18 protein-coding genes and 1 pseudogene are annotated in these 22,520 nt (G+C 62.3%); 10 read left to right on the top strand and 9 right to left on the bottom strand.

Annotated elements, in window-relative coordinates:
• Positions 1 to 4 precede the first annotated feature (4 nt).
• A complete protein-coding gene (locus tag AC07SZ_RS25360; RefSeq protein ID WP_494916361.1) occupies positions 5 to 1,483 on the bottom strand; it encodes an NAD-dependent succinate-semialdehyde dehydrogenase in 1,479 nt (492 codons plus the stop codon).
• A gap of 17 nt (positions 1,484 to 1,500) precedes the next feature.
• The gene (locus AC07SZ_RS25355; protein ID WP_056565108.1) at positions 1,501 to 2,727 is read right to left on the bottom strand and encodes an iron-containing alcohol dehydrogenase; all 1,227 of its coding nucleotides are present in this window, start codon (positions 2,725 to 2,727) and stop codon (positions 1,501 to 1,503) included.
• A gap of 210 nt (positions 2,728 to 2,937) precedes the next feature.
• Here AC07SZ_RS25355 and AC07SZ_RS25350 point away from each other — a divergent pair, with 210 nt between their 5' ends.
• The 5 genes from AC07SZ_RS25350 (at position 2,938) to AC07SZ_RS25330 (ending at position 7,900) form a co-directional block, all read left to right on the top strand.
• Positions 2,938 to 3,639: a GntR family transcriptional regulator gene (locus tag AC07SZ_RS25350; RefSeq protein ID WP_056565107.1), complete on the top strand. Its 702-nt coding sequence runs from the start codon at positions 2,938 to 2,940 to the stop codon at positions 3,637 to 3,639.
• Between the two features lie 11 nt (positions 3,640 to 3,650).
• Positions 3,651 to 5,246: a sugar ABC transporter ATP-binding protein gene (locus AC07SZ_RS25345; RefSeq protein ID WP_494916360.1), complete on the top strand. Its 1,596-nt coding sequence runs from the start codon at positions 3,651 to 3,653 to the stop codon at positions 5,244 to 5,246.
• Positions 5,234 to 6,232: an ABC transporter permease gene (locus AC07SZ_RS25340; RefSeq protein WP_056565103.1), complete on the top strand. Its 999-nt coding sequence runs from the start codon at positions 5,234 to 5,236 to the stop codon at positions 6,230 to 6,232. Before AC07SZ_RS25345 ends, AC07SZ_RS25340 begins: the two co-directional genes overlap by 13 nt.
• A 54-nt stretch (positions 6,233 to 6,286) precedes the next feature.
• Positions 6,287 to 7,237: a substrate-binding domain-containing protein gene (locus AC07SZ_RS25335; protein WP_494916359.1), complete on the top strand. Its 951-nt coding sequence runs from the start codon at positions 6,287 to 6,289 to the stop codon at positions 7,235 to 7,237.
• 69 nt (positions 7,238 to 7,306) lie between these two features.
• Positions 7,307 to 7,900: a DJ-1/PfpI family protein gene (locus tag AC07SZ_RS25330; RefSeq protein ID WP_056565099.1), complete on the top strand. Its 594-nt coding sequence runs from the start codon at positions 7,307 to 7,309 to the stop codon at positions 7,898 to 7,900.
• 126 nt (positions 7,901 to 8,026) lie between these two features.
• Here AC07SZ_RS25330 and AC07SZ_RS25325 read toward each other — a convergent pair.
• From AC07SZ_RS25325 to AC07SZ_RS25295, 7 genes and pseudogenes are all read right to left on the bottom strand, one after another.
• A pseudogene (locus AC07SZ_RS25325) lies at positions 8,027 to 8,257 on the bottom strand (ribonuclease activity regulator RraA); the annotation flags it as partial.
• 128 nt (positions 8,258 to 8,385) lie between these two features.
• On the bottom strand, positions 8,386 to 9,210 hold the full coding sequence (locus tag AC07SZ_RS25320) for an efflux RND transporter periplasmic adaptor subunit (protein WP_494916357.1): 825 nt from the start codon (positions 9,208 to 9,210) through the stop codon (positions 8,386 to 8,388).
• 4 nt (positions 9,211 to 9,214) lie between these two features.
• The gene (locus AC07SZ_RS25315; RefSeq protein ID WP_494916356.1) at positions 9,215 to 11,203 is read right to left on the bottom strand and encodes a preprotein translocase subunit SecA; all 1,989 of its coding nucleotides are present in this window, start codon (positions 11,201 to 11,203) and stop codon (positions 9,215 to 9,217) included.
• Positions 11,196 to 13,349, bottom strand: coding sequence for a PqqD family peptide modification chaperone (locus AC07SZ_RS25310; RefSeq protein ID WP_494916355.1), 2,154 nt, complete (start codon positions 13,347 to 13,349; stop codon positions 11,196 to 11,198). Before AC07SZ_RS25310 ends, AC07SZ_RS25315 begins: the two co-directional genes overlap by 8 nt.
• A 1-nt stretch (position 13,350) precedes the next feature.
• The gene (locus AC07SZ_RS25305) at positions 13,351 to 15,234 is read right to left on the bottom strand and encodes an efflux RND transporter periplasmic adaptor subunit (RefSeq protein ID WP_494916354.1); all 1,884 of its coding nucleotides are present in this window, start codon (positions 15,232 to 15,234) and stop codon (positions 13,351 to 13,353) included.
• A gap of 13 nt (positions 15,235 to 15,247) precedes the next feature.
• Positions 15,248 to 15,574, bottom strand: a complete 327-nt coding sequence (locus tag AC07SZ_RS25300) for a DUF3467 domain-containing protein (protein WP_056565077.1) — start codon at positions 15,572 to 15,574, stop codon at positions 15,248 to 15,250.
• Between the two features lie 262 nt (positions 15,575 to 15,836).
• Positions 15,837 to 17,144 (bottom strand): outer membrane protein, encoded by a 1,308-nt coding sequence (locus AC07SZ_RS25295; protein ID WP_494916353.1) that lies wholly within the window; start codon positions 17,142 to 17,144, stop codon positions 15,837 to 15,839.
• 215 nt (positions 17,145 to 17,359) lie between these two features.
• On the opposite strand from AC07SZ_RS25295, the gene AC07SZ_RS25290 reads away from it, so the two are divergent.
• The 5 genes from AC07SZ_RS25290 to AC07SZ_RS25270 all read left to right on the top strand — a co-directional run bounded on the left by AC07SZ_RS25290 (position 17,360) and on the right by AC07SZ_RS25270 (position 22,506).
• Positions 17,360 to 18,388, top strand: coding sequence for a methyltransferase (locus tag AC07SZ_RS25290; RefSeq protein ID WP_494916352.1), 1,029 nt, complete (start codon positions 17,360 to 17,362; stop codon positions 18,386 to 18,388).
• Positions 18,379 to 19,821, top strand: coding sequence for a nucleoside/nucleotide kinase family protein (locus tag AC07SZ_RS25285; protein ID WP_494916350.1), 1,443 nt, complete (start codon positions 18,379 to 18,381; stop codon positions 19,819 to 19,821). Before AC07SZ_RS25290 ends, AC07SZ_RS25285 begins: the two co-directional genes overlap by 10 nt.
• Positions 19,814 to 20,677 (top strand): hypothetical protein, encoded by an 864-nt coding sequence (locus AC07SZ_RS25280; RefSeq protein ID WP_244493920.1) that lies wholly within the window; start codon positions 19,814 to 19,816, stop codon positions 20,675 to 20,677. Before AC07SZ_RS25285 ends, AC07SZ_RS25280 begins: the two co-directional genes overlap by 8 nt.
• Before the next feature lie 18 nt (positions 20,678 to 20,695).
• Complete coding sequence (locus AC07SZ_RS25275; RefSeq protein WP_056565065.1) at positions 20,696 to 21,634, top strand: radical SAM protein; 939 nt, start codon at positions 20,696 to 20,698, stop codon at positions 21,632 to 21,634.
• A gap of 89 nt (positions 21,635 to 21,723) precedes the next feature.
• Complete coding sequence (locus AC07SZ_RS25270) at positions 21,724 to 22,506, top strand: SapC family protein (RefSeq protein WP_056565063.1); 783 nt, start codon at positions 21,724 to 21,726, stop codon at positions 22,504 to 22,506.
• Positions 22,507 to 22,520: the final 14 nt, after the last annotated feature.

Raw genomic sequence — 22,520 nt, 5'->3', positions numbered from 1 at the left:
CCGATCAGAAGGTGACGGCGATGTATTTCGCCTCCATGAACTCAGCGATGCCGTGATGCTGACCGCCTTCGCGGCCAAGGCCGCTTTGCTTGACGCCGCCGAAGGGCGCCGCTGGATCGGACATCAGCCCGCGGTTGAGCCCTATCATCCCCGCCTCGATACCCGACGCCACACGCATTCCACGTCCCACATCGCGCGTATAGATATAGGCGGCAAGGCCATATTCCGTGTCATTGGCATATGCGATGGCCTGCGCCTCGGTTTCGAACATGGTGATGGGCGCGACCGGCCCGAAGATCTCCTCATGCGCCATGTCGGCTTCGGGCGATACCTGCGACAGCACGGTAGGCGGATAGAAAAAGCCTTCGCGGTCCAAAATAGAACCGCCGCAAAGCACCTTGGCTCCCCGATCCACCGCGTCCTTGACGAGACGGTCGATCTTGTCCACGGCCTTTTTTGTGATCATCGGGCCGCACTCGATATCGGCATTGGTGCCCGCTCCCACTTTGAGCGCCGCCATGCGTTTGGAAAGCCCGTCAGCGAACCGTTCGTGGATGCCTGACTGGACATAGATGCGGTTGGCGGCGGTGCATGCCTCGCCGGCATTGCGCATCTTGGCGATCATTGCACCGTCGAGCGCCGCGTCAAGATCGGCGTCGTCGAACACGACGAAAGGCGCATTGCCGCCGAGCTCCATCGAACAGGAGATGACATGCTTGGCCGCCTCGCCGAGCAAGGTCCGGCCGACCCCGGTTGAGCCGGTGAAGGAGAGCTTCCTGACACGCGGATCGGCCAGCATGGCCGATGTCAGCGGACCAGGACTGGTCGTGGTGAGGACGTTGACGACGCCGGCCGGCACGCCGGCCTCACTGTAGAGCGCGGCCAAAGCGTAGGCCGTCAGTGGCGTTTCGCTGGCGGGTTTCAGGATGACCGTACAACCTGCCGCCAGTGCCGGCGCAATCTTGCGGGTGGCCATCGCCGCGGGAAAGTTCCAGGGCGTGATCAGCACGCAGATCCCGATCGGCTCATAGTCGACTACGATCCGGTTGGTGCCGGATGGTGCGGTACCGAATTCACCGGTGATCCGGACGGCCTCTTCGGCGTTCCACCGAAAAAACTCGGCCGCATATGCCACCTCGCCACGCGCGTCCCGCAACGCCTTGCCGTTCTCCAGCGAGATCAGCATGGCGAGCGTTTCAGAACGCTCGACCATGAGTTCGAAACAGCGCCGAAGGATTTCCGAGCGCTTGCGCGGCGCTGTCTCTCGCCATCCCTTGGCGGCCTTGGCCGCGGCCTCGACGGCGGTTGCGGCATCGTCGAGCGTCGCATCGGGAACCGCCGCGATCACGGCTCCCGAGGACGGATCGACCACATCGATGAGCTGGCCATCGGAAGAGGGGCGCCACGTGCCGTCGATGTAGAGCCCGTGCGAAAACCGGCGCACGTCATAGCCATCCTGGTCGATTTGCTGGGCAAGGTTCATCGTCTTTTTCCGTTCGTTCAATTGGCGCAGGCCGCGAGGTCGCCGTCGTGGGCTGCCTGAACCAGGCGTCGCATGGCGGCGAAATCGAATGGGCGCGGATTGTTCTTGATGAGGCGGTCGATGCCGAGCGCCTGCTCGGCGGTCCAGTCCAGTTTATCGGCGGGTAGGCCAAGATCCGCCAGCGTCGAGGTGATGCCGATCGCCGCGAACAGCCGCCTGATCTCCTCTATGGCAGCGCCGGCCTGCTCGTCTTCACTGCGCCCATTTGCGGAGAGCCCGAGCGCGCGGCCGATCTCGGCCATTTCAGCGGCGGCCACACGCCTGTTATAGGTCATGACGTAGGGCATCATGGTTGCCACGCCCAAGCCGTGCGCGGTGTGCGTCAGCGCCCCGGCGGGATATTGCACGGCATGAGCCGCCGCCGTTCCGGCGGTGCCGAATGCACACCCTGCCGCCAACGCGCCCATCATCACATCGGCACGCGCATCGGCATCGGTGCCATCCGTGCAGGCTTTCTGCAGGCCGCGACCCAGCAGCTTTATGGCCAGCAGCGCGAAATGATCGGTCAGCGCCGTCTTGCCGATGAACACGTGCTTTTGCGGCAGGTCCGGGTCCTCGCCGCGCCGCATGGCGGTGAAAGCCTCGATTGCGTGAGTCAATGCGTCGGCGCCGGCGATCGCGGTCAGCCCGGGCGGACAGGTCATCGTGAGGTCGGGATCGCACAAGGCAACCGCGGCGATCAGATACGGGCTCGATATGCCGACCTTGAGTGTCCGGTCGGGATCGGAGATCACCGCGACCGGCGTCACTTCGGAGCCAGTGCCCGCCGTGGTGGGCACGGCGATCACTGGCAGCGTGGGACCGGGCACCTTGAACTCCCCATAGTAGTCCTGGAGTTTGCCGCCATGGCTGAGCAGCAAGGTGGTGCATTTGGCAAAGTCGAGGCAGCTGCCGCCGCCAATGCCGATCACCATCTCGGGCCGGAACCCCGTCGCCTCGTCGACGCAGATGCTGACTGTTTCACGCGGTACGTCGGGAAGGACGCGGTCATGCACCAGCACCTCTATTGAGGCGTCCTGGAGCGATTTGACGACCTCCGCGAACACCGCGGTGCCGGCGAAGCGCTCGTCGGTACAGACCAGCGCGCGGCGCCCGAACCTGCTGGCGACTGTCGGCAGCGCATGACGCTGGCCTTTGCCGAAAAGGATTTCACGCGGAAGCCGGAGGGCGGCGAAGAGGCTCATGATGATCTTTTTTCCTTTGACGGCGGCTCAACTGGGAACTGGGAAAGGCTATCGCGACATGTCCGCTGGCTGTCGGCGGAGGGCGTTGGACGCGCCGCGGCGACACCTAGGCGGCGGCTCAAAAACATATCCGCTTTAAAATCGTATAGGATATAGGATTGCATCGGCCGGAGCATCGTGTTAGCAGTCCTCACTGTCAAGAGGCAAAAGATGCAAACCGCGAACTCACCCGATACGACCGAAACGATTGGCGCAGCGGGGCGTATCCAGCGCTCCAACAGCCTGGTCGAAGATGTCTACGAAGCCATCTTCGCTCAGCTCATGGCGCTGAAGATCGCGCCGGGTTCACGCATCACCGTCGATAGCCTGGTCAAGGAATTCAACGTCTCGCACACACCGATCCGGGAGGCGCTCGGCCGCCTCGAAGGTGAAGGCCTGGTGCTCAAGACGCATCTCATTGGGTACCGCGCGGCACCCCAGATTACCCGTCGCCGTTTTGACGAATTGTACGAGATGCGCCTTCTGCTTGAGCCGCATGCCGCGGCGAAAGCCGCCGCTGCTATGGACGAAGCGAAGCTCAGCACTTTGCTGGAAGCGGCCGGCGTGATGTCGCGGCGCGAAGGCAAGGATGATCGCCTGCGCTATTCGAATTTCGCCCGGCAGGACGCGATCTTCCACGACAAGATCATGGAGTTTTCCGAAAACGAACTCATTCGGGAGACGCTGAGCCACCAGCACACCCACTTCCACATCTTCCGCCTGATGTACCATTCCCGCGTGACCGAGGAAGCGCTCGACGAACATGAGGCGATTCTCGCCGCATTCGGTCGGGCCGACCCGGACGCCGCCCAAGAGGCCATGCGCGTCCATATCGAGCATTCCCGCGATCGCTTGCTTCCGGCATTCGATTGAGGCTGGAACCGATGTCCATTGCCGCCAATATCGCAGGGGAGGGAGGAAGCACGCTGTCCTCTGGTGACATGCCGGGCGCCGTCGAACCGGTGCTGCACGCCGGGCACCTCTCGAAACAATACGGCCCGGTGACGGTGCTCGCGGACGTCACGCTCGACATCCTGCCCGGTGAGATCCACGCCATCATCGGCGAAAACGGGGCCGGCAAGTCGACATTGATGAGGCTGCTGTCCGGCTATGTCGAGCCAAGCAGCGGCACCTTGTCGATGAACGGCCACCCGGTGAAATTCACCAAGCCCAGCCAGGCACAGGATGCCGGCATCGCGCTGGTGCATCAGGAGATCCTGCTCGCCGAGGCGTTGACGGTGGCGGACAATCTGTTTCTCGGGCGTGAGCTTTCGCGCGGCCCGGTCGTGGACGACCGTACCATGCGGCGGCTGGCGGCCGAGAAGCTGGCGCAGATCGGCTGTTTCGTATCGCCGACAGCGTTGGTGCGCGACATCTCGCTGGCCGACCGGCAGATGGTGCAGATCGCTCGCGCGTTGCTTGACGACTACAAGGTTGTGATCTTCGACGAACCGACCGCCGTGCTGACCGGCGGAGAGGTCGAACGGCTGCTGGATATCGTTCTGCAGTTGAAGGCCCACGGCACCGCCGTGCTCTATATCAGCCACCGGTTGGACGAGGTGCAAAGGGTCGCCGACAAGGTGACCGTGCTGCGCGACGGCAAGATGGTGGGCACCTATCCCGGCAGGACGCTGAACCAGATGGACATGGCGCGCCTCATGGTCGGCCGTGAGCTGGCCGCGCTCTACCCCGAAAAGACCGGTGCATCATCCGATATCCCGATGCTGAGTGTCAGGAACGCCACCGTTCCCGGCTATGTCGAGGATGTATCGTTCACGGTCCACAGGGGCGAGATTCTCGGCTTTGCCGGGATGGTCGGCGCCGGCCGCACCGAGCTGTTCGAGGGTATCGTCGGCCTGCGCCCAGCAACCGCCACGGTCGAGCTCGAGGGCAAGCCGGTCCACTTCCAGTCGCAGCGCGCCGCGATCGACGCCGGCATCGGCTACCTGACCGAGGACCGCAAGGGCAAGGGATTGCTGCTGCAGGAGCGCTTGGCACCCAATCTGACACTCTCCGCGCTTAGCGTCTTCCATCCCGGTCTTTCGATAGGTCGCCGGCGCGAAACGGAGGCCTTGGAAAAGGCCGTCGAGACTTATGACATCAGGGTGAAAAGCCCGGCCGCAAAGGCGGCCCAACTCTCGGGCGGCAACCAGCAGAAACTGCTTCTGGCCAAGATCCTTTTGACCAACCCGTCGGTGGTCATCATCGATGAGCCGACGCGCGGCATCGATATCGCCAACAAGGCGCAGATCTACGCCTTCATCCACGGTCTGGTCGCCAAGGGGAAGGCCTGCATCGTCATCTCCTCGGAGATGCAGGAGCTGATCGGTATCTGCGATCGCATCCTGGTGATGCGTGAAGGACATGTCACCGGAGAACTCAGCGGCGCCGAAATGACTGAAAGCAATGTGGCGCTGCTGGCAACCAGTGGCCCGAAGCCGGGGCCAAAGGCCAAGGGAGGAACAGAATGGCTGTCATGACCGGATCCCCGACGACCCGCCGGATCAGCGATTTGAATCTCACCTGGACCGACGTCGGACCCTTCCTGGCATTGGCTGCCTTGCTCGTGGCGGGCTTTCTTATCAATCCGGACTTCCTCTCGGCCACCAACCTTGCCAACGTGATCACCCGCAGCGCCTTCATCGCGATCATCGCGGTCGGTGCGACGTTCGTCATCTCGTCGGGAGGGCTTGATCTTTCCGTCGGTTCGATGGCCGCTTTCGTCACCGGCATCACCATCATGTTCATGAACGCGATGGCACCGCATGCCGGCCTGTGGGCCATTCCCGCCGGAATGGTCGTTGCGATCCTGGTCGGGTTGCTGTGTGGGCTCGCCAACGGGCTGATCGTCACGGTGGGCCGGATCGAGCCGTTCATCGCGACGCTTGGCACGATGGGAATTTTCCGGGCGCTGATCACCTATCTGACCGACGGCGGCACGATCCCGATCGACCGGTCGCTGCGCGACGCCTACCGACCTGTCTATTTCGGTACGGTCGCCGGCATTCCGATCCCGATCCTGATATCCATCGCGGTTGCCGCCGTCGCATCCTTCATCCTCTACAAGATGAAATACGGACGCAAATGCGCGGCTGTGGGCGCCAATGAGGATGTCGCGCGCTATTCCGGCATCTCGGTCATCAAGACCCGCACCATCGCCTACATAGTCCAGGGCGCGTGCGTGGCGATCGCCGCGATCTGCTACGTGCCGCGCCTTGGCGCCGCCACGCCGACCACCGGACAGCTCTGGGAATTGCAGGTCATCACCGCCGTGGTGATCGGCGGCACCGCATTGCGCGGCGGCAAGGGCCATGTGTGGGGAACAGTCGCCGGCGCGGTCATCCTGGAACTGATCGCAAACCTGATGGTGTTGTCGGACTTCGTCTCCGAGTACCTCGTGGCCGCCGTTCAGGGCGTCATCATCATCATCGCCATGCTCATCCAGCGGTTTTCCAATTCGAAATAGCCCGTGTCCGGACCACGCGGGAGCCAGGTTTTTGTAGGTCCATGGGAGAAGAGAATGTTGAGTAGAAAATGGATCGCGGCGGCCGCCCTTGGCTCGCTGCTGCTGGCTGGACAGGCCATGGCGCAGGACAAGAAGGTCGTGGCGGTGTCGATACCGGCGGCTGACCATGGCTGGACCGCGGGTGTCGTCTATCATGCCCAGCAGGCCGCCAAGGAGATCAACGCGGCTTTCCCGGGCGTGGAAGTGGTCGTCAAGACGTCGCCATCGGCCGCCGAGCAGGTCAGCGCGCTCGAGGATCTGTCCGCCAGCCGCAAACTGGATGCATTGGTCATCCTGCCGTACAGTTCGGAAGAACTGACCCAGCCGGTCAAGGCCATCAAGGGCGCGGGAACCTTCATCACCGTCGTCGACCGAGGCCTGACCGATTCCTCGATTCAGGACCTCTATCTCGCCGGCGACAACATCGCGGTGGGCTCCAATACCGCGAAGTTCATGATCGACAAGCTGGGTGGCAAGGGCGATCTCGTGGTGCTGCGCGGCATTCCGACGGTCATCGACGATGAGCGCATCAGGGGCTTTGAGGACACGATCAAGGGCACCGGACTGAAGGTGCTGGACATCCAGTACGCGCATTGGAACAGCGACGAGGCCTTCAAGCTGATGCAGGACTACCTGGCCAAGTATCCGCATATCGATGCGGTCTGGGCCAATGACGACGACATGCTGCTTGGCGTGCTCGAGGCCGTGAAGCAATCGGGCCGGACCGATATCAAGCTGGCCCTCGGTGGCAATGGCATGAAGGACATCGTCAAGAAGGTGATCGATGGCGACGCGATGACGCCGGTCGAGACCCCATATCCGCCGTCGATGATCAAGACAGCGATCTACATGACCGTTGCCAATCTAATCGGCCAGGCACCTGTCCGCGGCACTGTCAAGCTCGATGCGCCGCTGATCACCCAGGCCAATGCCAAGGAATACTATTTCCCTGACTCGCCTTTCTGATCCGATCCGATCCCCAGAAAGGCAAGGCGCGATCCGCGCCTTGCCGAGCCAAAACCGAGAGGAAGAGTCATGCCAGGCAAAAAGATACTGATGCTGACCGGTGAGTTCACCGAAGAATACGAAATCTTCGTCTATCAGCAGGCGATGGAAGCCGTGGGTCACACGGTCCACGTCGTGTGCCCGGACAAGAACGCCGGAGACGTGATCAAGACCTCGCTGCACGATTTCGAGGGCGACCAGACCTATACCGAAAAGCTCGGCCACTACGCGCTGATCAACAAGACGTTTTCCGACGCTGAGAAGCAGCTCGACCAATACCACGCGGTCTATTGCGCCGGCGGTCGTGGCCCTGAGTATATCCGCACCGACAAGCGCGTTCAGGCGATCGTGCGTCATTTCCATGAAGCCCAAAAGCCTATCTTTACGATCTGCCATGGCGTTCAGATTCTCATCGCGGTCGATGGCGTCGTGCGCGGCAAGAAGGTTGGCGCATTGGGGGCTTGCGAGCCGGAAGTCACACTCGCCGGCGGCACCTACATCGACCTGTCTCCGACGGAGGCTTATGTCGACGGGACGATGGTTTCGGCCAAAGGCTGGACGGCCTTGGCAGCCTTCATCCGGGAATGCCTGAAAGTGCTCGGCACGGAAATCCGGCATAACTAAAGATAGTCCAGGCAGAAAGTACTTGGAGCGGTTCACCACCCTGGTTTGAAGTTGCACCGCTCCAAGTGCACAAAGCCCTGGTCGAGACGCGCTGGTGATCCATACGTCAGCTGGTTGTGCTAGCGCCCTGCGCCACGCTTCGTACTCTGCGCGGGCGTCTTCATGCAGCGGATAATAGCGTTGCAGCGGCGCGCCCTGCATGAGCTTCTCTCGCGAAAACTCGTTCCAATCGTGATGCTTCTTCGAGTCTTCGATGACCTGCGCCGCCATCGCGACGGGAACCACCACCCCCCCGTCGTCGGCAACGATAAAGTCGCCGGGGATCAACGTGACACCGCCGCAGGCAATCGGCGTCGATCACGCGGTCGTGGATCGATTACTGCTCCTTCTTGAACAAATCGCGCGACTGACGCCCGGAAGGTAGCCGACGCCCTGTCTCGAACGTACTGCCGTATCAATTACGCAGCCCGATATCCAAGTGGCGATCAGGGCGAGACGGTTGCCTGCGACCGCACGTCGAAATCGACCTGGCATCTCTGGCCTGCCGGAATTTGGTCATCGGGATTGGGAAGTTCCAATCGAACCCCGAACGTACCGCTGGCGGCGTCGAAGACCTTATCCACCACGGTGACCGCTGCTCCACGCCTCTGCTGGTCAGGCTGGTTGAGGATGATCGAGCCGTGAGTCCCGACGATGATCTTGCCCCACAGGTCGACGGGAACATAGGCTTCGACAAAGAGGGGATCGATCTGCACGATGGTCATGATAGGGCTGTCCTGGCGGACGAATTCACCGGCGCGCAGGCTCTGTTCGGCGACAAATCCCTTGATTGGGCTGCGGATGCTTTGCCGATCAAGCAGTGCCTGCTGACGCTGAAGCTCGATCTGCGCGAGCAGCATCTTGCGCCTCTCGGTGTCGAGGTCGCGCTTGGCGATCTCGACATTGGCTTCCAGCTCCTCGACCTTCGAGGTGGCGACGGATCCAGAGTTCACCAGCTTTTTCGAGCGCGACAGATCTGCTTCGGCCAGCGTCAGCCGTGTCTGCTGCGCCTGCACGGCCTCGTCGGCCTCCGCCTGCGCCTTGGCAAGCGCGACATTGGCCTCCTCCACCGTCGATTCCAGCTTCGCCACCACGTCGCCAGGCAGCACGAGGGCGCCGCGACCGACAGCGACGGACGCCAATAGACCGGTGACCGGCGTGCCGATCTGGACGCGCTGCGCCGGCTCGGCGACGCAGTCGAACGTCATGGCTCTGACGGCGGTGGCGGCAACGGAAAGAAGGGCGGCTGCAACGGCGACGATTGGCTTCATTGGTTCACTCTGGACGGCCGGAGAAGGCGAGGGTGCGGCTTTGTTTTTCATCGGAAGCCAACAGGTCCTTGCGCATGCCCGCGTGCACACGTTCGGCACGGCGCTGGGCATGGCGCAGCAACCAGCGCGACGGCCGTTCGCCGAGGATCGGAGCAGCTGCCCGGGCGAGGTTCTTGAATGCCCGGCTGGCAGCAAACTCGACAAGGGGATCGTCAAGCGACAGGATCGCCTGGAAGCACCCCGGCTGGCCTTGCCGGCCGCTGCGACCGGCGAGCTGGTCATCGATGCGGCGCGCCTCGTGGCGCTCCATCATGATGACGTGCAGTCCGCCGAGTTCCTCGACGCCTTCGGCCAGATGGATATCGGTGCCGCGCCCCGCCATGCTGGTGGCGACCGTGATGCGGCCGAGTTCACCGGCCTGCGCGACGATGGCGGCTTCCGCGCTGTCCTGCGCGGCGTTAAGAACAAGGTGCGGAAGCCCGGCATTGGCAAGATGCTCGCTGGCGATCATCGAGCAGGCCACGGAGCCTGTGCCGATCAGAACCGGAACGCCACGTGCGTGCAGCTCGGCGATGCGGTTGACCGCGAGCTCCCATTTGGCCTCTTCGTCGGGCAGTACCCGATCGACCAGGTTCTTGCGCCGCCTTGGCCGGTGCGTCGGGATCGCCACCACCGGTAGCCGATAGACATTCCAGAATTCACGGGCGACCTGGCGTGCCGTTCCTGTCATGCCGGAAAGATGTGCGTAGCGGCGGAAGAAGCGCTGATACGTCATGCGGGCTATGGTGGTGCGCCGCGCCGAGGGCTTGCAGCCCTCCTTGACCTCGATCATTTGGTGCAGCCCGTCGGTCCAGGCGCGGTCGGGCATCAGGCGACCGGTGTGCTGGTCGATGATCTGCACCTTGCCGTCACGGACGAGATACTCCTCGGCGCGATGAAAAAGATGCAACGCCGACAGTGCCTGGCGAGCGAATTCCTCACGGACGATGACACCGCGCCATTCCTTGCCATGCGCCTCGGCGAACTCGGCGACACGTTCGCGGCCGGCATCGGTCAACACCACTCGCTTCTGTTCTGTCAAAAGCAGATAGTCGGTACCCGCTTCCAGCGTGGCGGCGAGTTCCAACGCCTCCAGCGCCGCCTCTGCCGAAATTTCGCCCTTCGCTTCGCCCGAAATGACCAGCGGCGTTCGAGCTTCATCGACCAGCACGCTGTCGGCCTCGTCGACAATTGCAAAATGCAGGCCGCGCAGGCGCAACTTCTTCGATCGCGGTGTCTCGTCCTGCAGGCCCTCGAGCTTCAACCGCAGGTTCCCGTCGCGTTGGCCGAGCACGATGCGGTCGCGCAGGTAATCGAATGCCAGTTCCTTGTTGGTGCAATAGGTGATGTCGGCACCATAAGCCGCCTGCCGTTCCTGCATCGATTGACCGCTGACGACGACGCCGACGGACAGGCCGAGCGCATCGTAGATCGGCTGGGTAAGCTCGGCGTCACGCTTGGCGAGGTAGTCGTTCACGGTCACGACATGAACCGGCATGCCGGCGAGCGCCGCCGTGCCGGCAGCCAACGCCGCCGTCAGCGTCTTGCCTTCGCCGGTGGCCATCTCGGCGAGGTAGCCGCGGATCATCGCATATGCGCCGATCATCTGGACGGGGTAGTGGCGCCTGCCGCTCAAGCGCGCCGACAGTTCGCGGATGATTGCAAAACATTCGGCGACGGTTTCTTCCGGAAAGCCGCGCCTGCGCCTGAGCGACACCGAAACATGCCGCGCTCGCAGGCGAAGCGCTTCGTCCGACAACGCCCGCATCTCGCCGTCGAACGCATCTGCTTTGGGCACGATATTGGCGAGCCGGCGTGCACGGCGTCCCGAGCCCGCGACGACGGCATAGGCGAGGACACGCGAGGCGAATTCATCGAGTGGCGCCCGCTTGGCATCTTCGCGTTCGGCATAGAGGATCGGCAGCGGCGGCCTGATCAGAGCGGCGTCAGACATTGAAGCGGCTCAGGAAGGTTTGGCGCACGGTGCGCACCCAGCGCCAGATCAGCGGCTCCCTGCCGTGGTCGAAGCGAACGAAGACGCGGCTGCCCAGAAGCAGATGCTCGCCTGCCCGCTGGGGGGCAACGTCGAAAACGAACAGCCCTTCCAGCGCACGAGGCTTGCCGCTGGCGTCGTTTCCGGACCGCATGGCGACGGTTCCACCACCTTCCACGGAAAGCGCCAGGCTTGGCAGATCGAACTGGGCTGCCGGAACTTCCCGGCTGATACGGGCCGGCACCGGCTTTCCGAACTCGCCCGCGTACCGGACTTCGACGCCGTCAGTGCGCGCGCGCACCAGATCGACCTCGCTTTGCGGCACGATCACGCGCAACTGCGGCGTGGCGGTCGAGACGACATAGCCGACCAGATCGCCCTGGTTGAGGAACCGGCCGGGCAGGTTGGCCGCCTTTGGCAGGATGAATCGTCCCGCGTCATGGGCGCTTACCACCAGTCCGTCACGCCGCTGCTTCACCGAGGCGAGCACGCCCTCCATGTTTTTTATCTGCTCGAGCAGGACGTCCGCCTCGACGCGATCGGAGAACCGCACCGCCTCGTAACGCAATTGCAACTCGTGCCGCTGCGCCTCGATCAGTGCGACGCGGCCGCTAATACCTGGATCTTCCAGCCGCAGCAGCGGCGTTCCGGCCGAAACCATCGTGTCCGGTGCGGTGAGAATTTCGGTGACGATACCGGCGGTGTCGGCCCGCACTTCGGCGCGGTCCGGTATCCAGACCACACCCTGTGCCACCGTGCCGTACGGCATGGGCACGAACAGTACGAGCGTTGCCAGCCCGGCAACAGCGGCTCCGGTCAATGCGATGGCGCGTCCGCGCTGGCCTTGCAGGCGAGGCGTCGTCAGCAGGAATTTCAGGCCCTTGAAGATCGGCATCACGACGGTGCCGAAAACCGTGAACAGGGCAAGCAGGACGCCGATGAAGAACAACTTGGTGGCGACCAGCAATGCGATGGTGAGGCTGAGCATTATGCGGTAGCAGAAGGACAGCACGGCGTAGCCGAACAGCCATTTGCGTTCGCCCGGCGCCGAGGCCGGATTGTCGATATTCGTGATCCCCAGAAGGTAACGCTGGACGAGGTACCAGAAGTAACGGTTGGCGCGGGTGCCGAGATTGGGAACCTCGATCAGATCGGCGAAAATGTAGTAACCATCGAAGCGCAGCAGCGGGTTGCCGTTGAAGAACAGCGTCGAGATGCCGCCGATGACCATGACGTTGAAGGCGGCGGCGCGGGCAAGGCCAGGCTCCGCGTTGACCCAGAAGATCATGGCGGCGGCGGCCAATGCGAATTCGACCATGATGCCTGCGCTGCTGACGACCACGCGGCGCCACTTCTCGCGAAAAGCGGTCGATGCGGTTGCATCGACATAGGGCGCGGGAACGAAGATGAGCAGCATCAGCCCGACTTCGTGCACCGCGCCGCCCCACGCTTTGGTGGCGTAGGCGTGGCCCGCTTCGTGGAACGTCTTGACCAGCGGGTAGATGGCGATGATCAAGGCGACATTGCCGGCGCTGAGCAGGCGATCCGATGCGTCGGAGCTCAGTTCGGACCAATGAAGCACCGCCAGCGCGATGCCCGTTCCGACCAGTGCCAGCCATGCGATCAGGCCATAGATCGTGAACAGTGGCCGAACCAGCGGCATGGTGAGATCGAGCCACCGGTCCGGATCGAACAGCGGCATGCGCAGCGCCATCGGATTGCGCAGCTTGTTGATCACCTCGTTGCGCGCCTGCTTGGCGGAGCGGTCGGTCAGTTCCTGGAAATCGGGCGGCAGTTCGCCCTGCAGAAGGTCCGAGGCGTGCAGTTCGGCAAGCAGGTGGATTGCTTCATCCTGCGTCGGCGGGTCGTCGCCGGCGCGTCGCCCGACGAGATCCCATATCTCATGCAAGGTGCGCCTGCCGTCCATGAGCGAGATCATCAGATTGGCGGACGCCGACAGCCGGTGGAAGCGTCCGGTCTGGTGATCCTGCAAAACGTACCAGATCTCGCCGCGGAATTTCTGCCGGTGAATCTGGGCATGCCTGCGTAGCCTGACTTTCAGCTCGGCGACGCGATACCAGGACGGGCTGAACAGCGACTTGGCCACGTCACGGCATCCAGCGCCAGCTTGCCAGGCGCCACCATTCCAGTACCGGCCGCGCCCATATCGAGACGAGCCGACGCTGGTCGATCGCGATCTTGGCGACGCCGATCATGCCGGGCCGCAGCCGCGGCGATGTATGCGTCAGGCTGCCCTCTACCTGGAAAAGGTTCTTGCCGTCCTTGGCCTGCGCCACCGGCGTGATCTTGCCCACGGTCAGCTCGAAATGCTCTTCCGGCAGGGAAGCGAAGATAACTTCGCCCTTCTGGCCCTCGCTGACGTCGGCGATCTGGCGTTCGTCGACCTGCATGACGACGCGGTAATCGGTCAGCGGCGCGATCTCGTAAAGCAGTTCACCGCGGCTGACCGAGCCGCCGATCCGCTGGCTGAGATCGCCGGACACGACGAGGCCATCGAACGGCGCCACGATCCTGGTGCGCGCTATCTGTTCGTCGATCAGCTTGAGCTGCGCGTCGGCCTGGTCGATCTGGCTTTTGACGACATTGATCGTGGCCGGCTGGCGGGTCGCCAGGGCCTTGTCGTATTCGAAACTGTATTGCTGCCGCTGGGTCGCCCAGCGCAGCCGCTCGAGTGCCAGTTCGCGGTCTTCGAGCGTCGCCAGTTCATCGCCGGATGTCACCACATCGCCGGCCCGCGCCTTGGCTTCCTGGATGAAGCCGTCATAGGAGGAAATGATCGCGCGGCGAACCGATCCTTCGATTTGCGCGTCGGCGTTGACGCGATAGGTGTCGGTGGCGAAGTAACCAAAGGCCGCCGCCGCGGCGAGGCCGATCGCGGCAAGCTTGCGGCCGGTGTAGCCAGGCCCGAGCAGCCGCTTGATCTGCTGCCATAGCGATTCGCCGACCTTGAAGATCAGCCACCGGTCGTTCAGTCGTTTCTCGTCGAGAATGGGACCGATGGCAGTGGCGATCATGTCGAGGATCTGCACGATCTCAGGCTCGAAGGCATGACCGCGCCGGCGTTCGAACGTGATGGCGCCGACAAAGGCGTCGACGACGAACATCGGCACCGTGAGCACCTGGCCGTCATGCTGCAGCCGGGCGACTTCGCCGTGGGCGTGGGTGGCGATCGGCTCATCGATGCCGATCGGATAGAGGATGGAACAGCGCTGGTCGATGGCCTCGTCCATGGCCGCACCGATAGCGCGCACAAGGCCCATCTGGCGGCCGAACTGCGCCGTGTGCGAAATGGCGGCGATACGGGCCGATCCGCGGCGTGTGAAGCCGACGCTGACCCGGGCGCAGTCGAAGCGGATCGCGAGTTCCGTCGCGGCGGCCATGGTCGCGGGAGCAAATCGCTGGTGTTCGAGAACCGAAGCGATCAGATCGAGCGTGGCGCGTGAACGGTCGAGCTGGCGCACATTGGTGCTGGCCCGCTGGCCGCGCAGATGATCGCGCAGCCAGGCCGAGCCCCACTGGATCTGGCGGATAGCGGCCCGCATCGCCTCCTTGGCCTGCGACGGCTTGGCGGCGGCGATACCGACCGCAACCACCGCGATGACGGCATCGTCGAGAAGGATCGGAAAGGCCACGGAGGGACTGGCGACGGAATCGGCGGTCGTGCCGCGCGCCACGGCACGGCGTTCGGACAGGGCCAGTTCCGCCGTGGTCTTGAGGTCCGCTGGCTCGTCGTTCGCTTCGGGCCATGCCGACAGCAGGCGCATTCCTCCACGCGCCTCAACGAGCACAATGCCCTTCGACGCACCGGGGATCATGCTGCATTGCAAGGCGAGCCATGCGGTGGCCAGATCCTCGGATGTGCTTGCTTCGGAGAGGCGCTTCCAGAGCGCTGGCGCAAGAAGCGTCAAGGAACTGGCCGATGCGGCCTCTTCGGCCGCATCCGCATCGTCGCTTTGCGTGACCTTGGCCATTTTTCCCGGTCGCTTACTCGACGTTGAGTGACCCGTAGCGGGCCTCATGCTCGCGCAGCACGCCACCGAGCACGGTCCACAACCGTTTCGCCGCCAGGGGCGTCAGGATGATGCGATTGGACAGCTCGACCGAAACGGAGCCGCCATCCTCGACATTCCAGGTCCGGTTGGTGCCGAAGAACAGGTCGACCTGTTCCCTTGTGCCTTGAACGTTGACCACATTGGCGAAGTGGGTGGTCATCTGGTCCTCAAGCCACTGGACGCCCTTGCGCGCCGTGCCGTCTTCCTTTTTGGGTGCTGCGGGTCTTGCGGGCTTAGCGGATGCTGGTGTCTTGGCCATTTGGTCTCCCATGCCTGTCGTCGCTGCCTCGATCGCGGTCGAGAACCACGGTCGTCGAATGCGCTGCCGGTTTTTACGATTCTCGCCCCGAGAAAGGCACCGACCATCTCGGTCGACACGCCCGAGGCGGACAATAATTCAAATGGGTCGGGACCGAAAGACGTCTTCGCAGCGTAAAGGGAGAAGCGGGAGGTAACGTTACCGCGGCCCGCGCACGGCTCGGACCGCGAAGAATCGCGTGCGAGCCGAGAGCCGGCCTGGGCTAGAAATGATAGGCGAGGCCGATCCTGCCGGTCAGCAGCGACGGCTTCAGCTCATTCTGATCGAGCTGGGTGTTGGCGACGGTCAGGCCATCCACCGCCTTGGTGTACAGGCCTTCGACACGCAGGCTGAGCTTGTCTGTCAGGGCCGATTCAATACCGCCGCCGATCTGGTAGGCCGACAGCATCTTGCTGCCGCCACCATCGAGCCCGAAGAACTCATCATTGGCGTCGGTCCACAGGCCAGCAAAGCCACCCTTGGCATAGACAAGGGTTGAAGGCGTGGCGAAGTAGCCGGCGCGAGCAGTGAGGGAGAGCTCAGCCTTGACGGTGCCAAACAGCGTCGGAGCGCTCGGATCGAGTGAATTCTGCGACGGATCCTTGAAACGTGCATCAAGGTAGTCAGCACCAGCTTCGACACCGAGCAGATAGGAAGAGCCCAGAAGGAAATTGTAGCCGGCAAAGATTCCGCCACCAATGCTCTGCGCCCCATAGGGACCGACGGTTGCGCCGGGCACGTCGACATCGAGATGCATGACGCCGAAATTGTACGAACCGTCGACGCCGGCATAGAAGCCGTTCCAGTTCATGTCGGGCGCGGCCTCGGCGGGGTAAGCGGAGCCATGCTGCGCGTTGAAGCGATAGGCCAGGCCCGCGGTCACCAGCAGATAGTGGGGATTGAAGGATTCGAAATCGTCTTCGAGAGTGAATTTGTTGAACGCCTGGTAATAGTTCGCCTCGATACGGGCCGTCAGGTTGCCATAAAGGAAGGTTTCCGCGCCGATGCCGATCTCAGCCGCGCCAACAGTCTTGCTGACAGTGTCGAAAAAGCCTTGCTCGATATCGTCAAGCTTGATGCCGGCATATCCCAGCCGGCCATAGACCAGCGTCTGCGGCGTCACCAGGTAGCCCGCGCGACCGGATACCGAATAGATCGATTTTGCCTTGACCAGCGTTCCGAAGCCACCGGCGACGTTAGGCGAATAGTCGGCGTCGATCTGCGTATAGTCCAGTTCAAAACCCGCCACCCAGCGATTGCTGAACTGGTAATCGAAGCCGCCATGGACGCCGTAGGCGAAGTCCGCGGCGCCAAACTTGTAGCTGACGGTCCTATCTCCCGCAGACACCGGCAACTGGTCGTAGCCCATATTGCCGAAGGCACCACCGCCGTGCACGCCGACAAAGAATCCGGTCCACGACGGGCCGGTGGCTTCCTGGGGCGCGACGATTTGGTCTGCGGCTCGTGAAAGCGAGGTGACGGAAACGAGCGCGGCGATCGTGACCGACGCTGCGAATAGACTGCGGACCATAAAGTCACTCCCTCACCCAATGTTATTGCGACTAACACGCGGTTCTGAAATGTGTCAAAAAATTGTCCGCGGATTGGGCTCGATCCTATACGCTTGCGATGTACTGTGTTGAATCTGCCACAATAGATGACGATGCCGGTGAAAATAGACGGCCTTAACTGTCGAAAGCTCGAACCGATGAGGCTGGGCAAGTGGAACGTGGGCGAGGACTGGGCGTGATCAATATCGATCCGATACGGCAGGTAGACCGTTTCCTCGAAACCGAGATTGAGTCGCGAGCCCTGGCTCTCGCCTTGTCGCGTGGGCTGGTCGACCTGCTGGCTGGCCGAAAATCGGTGGCTCGAAGCGATATCTATCGCTTGGCTCAAATGCCCGAAACCGCTTTCGACTTCTTTCTTCAGTTGCTGGCAAGCAATGGGGTGGTTCGTGGCGAGGATCCGCTCCGCCTGACGCCGGATTTCCGCGAAGCGCTTGCCCACCGTGACCTGCTGGAGGCAAAGCTCTGGTTCGCCAATCTGGCGGCGCCGGACGTTCATGGCCTTTTTGCGGAACTGCTTTCGGATATTCCGCAGTTCATGGCGCGAGCCCAGGTGTTCGAGCTTTTCCGTTACGACCGCTGCATGGAGGTGACGCCGGAAAACCTCTCCGCCACGGCGCGATGGGTAGGCTACACCTCAACGCTCACCCGATACGAAGCGCCGGCCTGTCTCGACCGGCTGAACCTCGCCGGACACAGGAGGATCCTGGATGTCGGCGGAAACAGCGGTGAATTCGCCCGGCAGATATGCGAGCGCAATCCGTCGATGGAAGCGACGGTTTTCGATCTGCCCGTTGTCTGCGCGCTCGGCCGGCGCCATGTCTCAGGCTCGCCACAGGCGGCGCGGATCACCTTCGAGGAGGGCGATTTTCGCCGCGACCGGCTGCCGGCCGGCCACGACATCATCAGCTTCAAGTCGGTGCTGCATGACTGGCCGCGGGACGATGCCGCCACGTTCATGCGAGAAGCAGCGGCCGCGCTCGAACCCGGTGGGCGCATGGTGATCTTCGAGCGCATGCCGATCGAGCCCGCCGGCATCAGGCTCCCCTATTCAATGGTCGCCAACCTTGTCTTCCTGCCGTTCTTTCGCAAGCCGGATTTTTACGCGGTCGAACTCGACAAACTCGGCTTTATCGATATCAGTATCCAGTCCGTTGGGATCGAGATGCCTTTTGCGCTGATCACAGCGAGAAAGAAATGGCAATGAAGCGGGCGCCCATTGTCGCGATATCGGGCCACCCCGGCAGCGGCAAAACCTCGTTGACCAAGGCATTGCAGGATCGGCTCGGCGTGCCGGCCCTGCACTATGACGATTTCGAGACCATCACCGCATCGCCGCCATCAGAGATCAGGGATTGGATCGAACGCGGGTCGAACTACGACGAGATCATGCTGGAGCCGCTGGTCCGGGAGATGATCCGGCTTGCCGAAACGACGCCACCCCCGAAATGCGTCCTGCTCGACACGCTGCTCGGGCGCGCGCACGGCGCTACCGGCGAACTGATCGACACGTTGATCTGGGTCGATACGCCGCCCGACATAGCGCTGGCCCGCAAGATCGGCGAAGCGGCGGGCAGGGCACGCGCGACCCCTGGCGAAGCGCCGGCCTTCATGGGATGGCTGGAGTCTTACCTGGCGCATTACACGGGATTCATCGCCGGCACTTATGCCATGCAACGCGAACGGGTGCGGCCCGCCGCCGACATCATCATGGATGGCCAGGCTCCGGTGGACAGGCTTGCTGAAGAGGCAGTGCTTGCGATCCTGCAGCGGCTGGATCGGTTTGCCGAGGCCGGCGACCCGAAGCGGACGCCGATCGAAGCGCAAGGCAAGCGCATGCTTTCGCTGATCGAGGATTTGAACTGCCCATTCGGGCTCGAGCGATCGGCCAAGCTTGGCGATGGCGAGATCAACGAGGATCGGTTCCTCGCCATCGTGCACAAGGATTCGCTGGGAACCGATCCCAAGGCCGGACTTCGTTCGATTGCCCGCAAGCTGTCGCTGCCGGAAGCCATGCTTGCCATGTTGTGCGAACATCTTGGTGAGGCCGAGATCGTGCATTTCGGTTACGAGGGCGGCAAGGCCGGACTGTACAAGATCTATGTCGAGTTTTCCGGACGGGTCCGGCGCGGTCTGGCGAAGGGGGCGAAACCGGTGACCGAGCTGGTCCATGTCGCCGTCAAATGGCGACCCGACGACCCTCAATCCGCCAGGGTTTCGCGCTATCTCTGGCCGGCCGAAGCACGTGGTGTCGCCGCAATCCGGCAGCGTCTCGCCGGATTGCGTGCCAATGCCGCTGCCTTTCCCTCGGTCGATGCCGCCTTTGAGATGATCGAGGCGGCGCGCCACCATTGCCCGGACGACCGGATTTTCTTCATGGAGGTGCAGGAAGACGGATCGCCTCGGCATTCCTTCGACATCAACTTCTACTCGGCCGGTCTCCAGGTTGCCTCGGTGGAGGACACGGTCGGGCGGCTGGGGCGTGCCTATCATATCGAGCCGGCTAAGATTGATGGATGGCTTTCGCGGATCGCCGGCGAACCGCTCGGTCATCTGTCCGGCGGAATCGGACGCAATGGCCGGGATTTCGCGACGCTTTATTTTGGCGCATCCGCGAGAAAGGGCGTTGGCCGTGGCTGACTTTCTTGAGTGGACGCAGCCGGGTGACAAGCAGTTCGACTACTGCCTTTGGCCCTACGAACCGGTGGCCGCCACGGCGGGCAAGCTGCGCTCCTCGACGCTGCTCTGGCAATCCTTCGAGGCGCTTGGCGCTCCGCCCCTGCTGAACGAGATGGTGCGCGCGGTACAGGGCGAAATCGGTCCGTTCCGGACCGTGTGGGGCGTCAAGCAAAAAGGGAGCGATTTCAGCTGGGAGCTCTATTTCTACGACTACGAGCGCCTTGAGCGAGAAGTCTCGATAGAACGGGTGCTGGCTGCGTTGGCGCCCTATGCGCCATCGGCGCTCGCCTTGTCGCCGAAGCGCCCCTACTTCATGTTCTCGCTCGATCTCGATGCCGCACTCGGCGCGCAGGAACGCGGGATCGAAGAGATCAGCGTCTATCTCGGCAATCCGAGCGGCGTGGTTTCGTCCGGGCTCTGCTACCAGCTCAGCCCGTCCGGCTTGCGCTTCGACAACCTCTATTATTTCTTCGACGCCAAGGATGATTGGGAAGACATTGTGGGCAAGGTCGCGGCGTCGGCGCATCTCGACCTCGACGGCCTCGATATCTCCTCCATCCTGTGGCCGGAACTCTGCGACTGCGGCATCATCGTCGTTGCCAACAAGAAGTACAATGACGGTGTTTATTTCTCCCGGATACGCATCGACCAACTGATCTGGTTCGTCGACAGGCTAGGCTATCCCGACGCCATCCAGGCCTTCCTGACCGCCAACAAAGCCCGGCTCGACCACATGCTCTATGATGTCGGCATCGATTACCGTATGATCGACGGCAGGCTGGAAATTCTCAAAAGCGCCTATTACGGCGTTCTGTAGATTTCTCATGGGCGCGTGATGGCAATCTACGATCATAGCAAATACGTGTCGCTGACGATGGAGTTCCGCTGCAACCTCAAATGCGTGCATTGCATGATCGAGGGCACGATGGATCGCCTTGCGCCCGAGAGCGATGACAGCTTCCGTGAGTTGCTCGCCCACAACAGCCGCACCCGCCAATGGACGGGCCTTATCCTCACCGGCTCGGAAATCACACTTCGCCGCGACCTGCCGGACCTGGCTCGCCAGGCACGTGCCGCCGGCTTCGACCATGTCCGTATTCAGACGCATGGCATGCACCTGGGCCGCCGGGCGTACAGTGAGAGCCTCGTGGAAGCGGGTATAGATGAATTTTTCGTGAGCGTCGCCGGAAGCGACGCCATGACCCACGACACGATAACCACGGTCAAGGGTTCGTTTGAAAAGACGGTACGCGGATTGGAGATCCTCGACGAATATCCGGGCGTCGCTACAATCACCAATACTGTTGTAACTGAAGCCAGCTATCGATTGTTGCCGGCCGTTGTTGACAGGCTTGCGCATCTGAAGCGGCTCACGCAGATGGAATTCTGGTTGTATTGGCCGATGGCCGAGACCGACGAGAAGGGCCTGGCCGCCAACCATCTGGACGTATTGCCCTACCTGAAGGAGGCGGCGCGCAAAGCGCGCGCATACGGTCGTTCGGTGGAGATCAAGAACTTTCCCGAGTGCCTGCTCGGCGACGATTCTTTACTTCTGGTTAACGATCAGCCGCAACTTTACATCGACCCTGCCTTCTGGGACGAGTTCGCAAAAAACGGCTTCTATCAATGCCCCTACAGGGACAGTTGCGCGTCAACACAATGCCTTGGCCTCAACAGCGCTTATGTCAAAAGATATGGCGATCATGCAGATCGACTGGTCCCGCTGATCAATTCTTCAAAAGAAGCTGTTGCCCTTGCGGAAACCATCGTCTAGTTTCCTAATAAAGGGTTTCCTTAATGTTTTTTTGGACGGAAGCCGAACGAGATCGTTCGGTTGCTTTTTTGTGCTGATACGGGTGGGGAATGGTTAAGCAACTTTTAATATATGAGCGCGCGGTACCGGTATCACGCCAAAGCCACGGCGACTTGTCGGTCAAGACCGGCAACAATTTTGCTTTCGCCAGGCAGGTTAACTCGGTGCCGCTGATGGCCGCCGAATTTTCCGGTGCCGCGGCAGAATATGCCGTGGTTTTCGCCGGACAGGGCGAAAGTATAATTCCTGTGGTTCTGCTCGGCGTGCGCGACGGTGAGAATCTCTTTGTCAATGAGGACGGATCCTGGGGCGGGCGCTATGTCCCGGCGTTCCTGCGCCGCTATCCCTTCGTCTTCTCGAGCACCGATGACGGTGCGAATTTCACGCTTTGCGTCGACGAGGAATTCGAGGGCTGCAACCGCAAGGGGCGTGGCGAGCGGCTGTTCGACGGCGACGGCGAACGCACATTGTACCTGCAAAACGTGCTTGGTTTCCTGCAGGCCTATCAGGTGCAGTTCCAGCGCACCCAGGCGCTGACCAAGCGGCTCAACGATCTCAACCTGTTCGAAGCGATGCAGGCCCGCTTCACGTTGCGCGACGGCAAGACGCTGATGCTGTCGGGATTTTTCGCGGTCAACCGCGATCGGCTGAAGGCGTTGTCTGGCGATCAACTGGCCGAGCTTGCCAGGGCCGACGACCTGGAACTGATTTATTTGCATCTGCAGTCGATGCGCCATCTGTCGGCGACGGCCGAGCGCATGGGGGCGGGAGCGGTCGGGCTGAAAGATGAAGCGCCCGAGCCGGAAACTGCTCCGGAGCCTGCGGACGCATGATTTGAAGGAGGGCG

It is taken from the genome of Mesorhizobium sp. GW821-FHT07A06, assembly GCF_059419085.1.
The sequence above is the reverse complement of the archived record's forward strand: the minus strand, read 5'-3'. Positions and strand labels throughout refer to the sequence as shown.

Coding starts and splice junctions, on each gene's coding strand:
- AC07SZ_RS25360 (WP_494916361.1), bottom strand. CDS start 1,483: ATGAACCTTGCCCAGCAAATCGACCAGGATGGCTATGACGTGCGCCGG.
- AC07SZ_RS25355 (WP_056565108.1), bottom strand. CDS start 2,727: ATGAGCCTCTTCGCCGCCCTCCGGCTTCCGCGTGAAATCCTTTTCGGC.
- AC07SZ_RS25350 (WP_056565107.1), top strand. CDS start 2,938: ATGCAAACCGCGAACTCACCCGATACGACCGAAACGATTGGCGCAGCG.
- AC07SZ_RS25345 (WP_494916360.1), top strand. CDS start 3,651: ATGTCCATTGCCGCCAATATCGCAGGGGAGGGAGGAAGCACGCTGTCC.
- AC07SZ_RS25340 (WP_056565103.1), top strand. CDS start 5,234: ATGGCTGTCATGACCGGATCCCCGACGACCCGCCGGATCAGCGATTTG.
- AC07SZ_RS25335 (WP_494916359.1), top strand. CDS start 6,287: ATGTTGAGTAGAAAATGGATCGCGGCGGCCGCCCTTGGCTCGCTGCTG.
- AC07SZ_RS25330 (WP_056565099.1), top strand. CDS start 7,307: ATGCCAGGCAAAAAGATACTGATGCTGACCGGTGAGTTCACCGAAGAA.
- AC07SZ_RS25320 (WP_494916357.1), bottom strand. CDS start 9,210: ATGAAGCCAATCGTCGCCGTTGCAGCCGCCCTTCTTTCCGTTGCCGCC.
- AC07SZ_RS25315 (WP_494916356.1), bottom strand. CDS start 11,203: ATGTCTGACGCCGCTCTGATCAGGCCGCCGCTGCCGATCCTCTATGCC.
- AC07SZ_RS25305 (WP_494916354.1), bottom strand. CDS start 15,234: ATGGCCAAGGTCACGCAAAGCGACGATGCGGATGCGGCCGAAGAGGCC.
- AC07SZ_RS25300 (WP_056565077.1), bottom strand. CDS start 15,574: ATGGCCAAGACACCAGCATCCGCTAAGCCCGCAAGACCCGCAGCACCC.
- AC07SZ_RS25295 (WP_494916353.1), bottom strand. CDS start 17,144: ATGGTCCGCAGTCTATTCGCAGCGTCGGTCACGATCGCCGCGCTCGTT.
- AC07SZ_RS25285 (WP_494916350.1), top strand. CDS start 18,379: ATGGCAATGAAGCGGGCGCCCATTGTCGCGATATCGGGCCACCCCGGC.
- AC07SZ_RS25275 (WP_056565065.1), top strand. CDS start 20,696: ATGGCAATCTACGATCATAGCAAATACGTGTCGCTGACGATGGAGTTC.
- AC07SZ_RS25270 (WP_056565063.1), top strand. CDS start 21,724: ATGGTTAAGCAACTTTTAATATATGAGCGCGCGGTACCGGTATCACGC.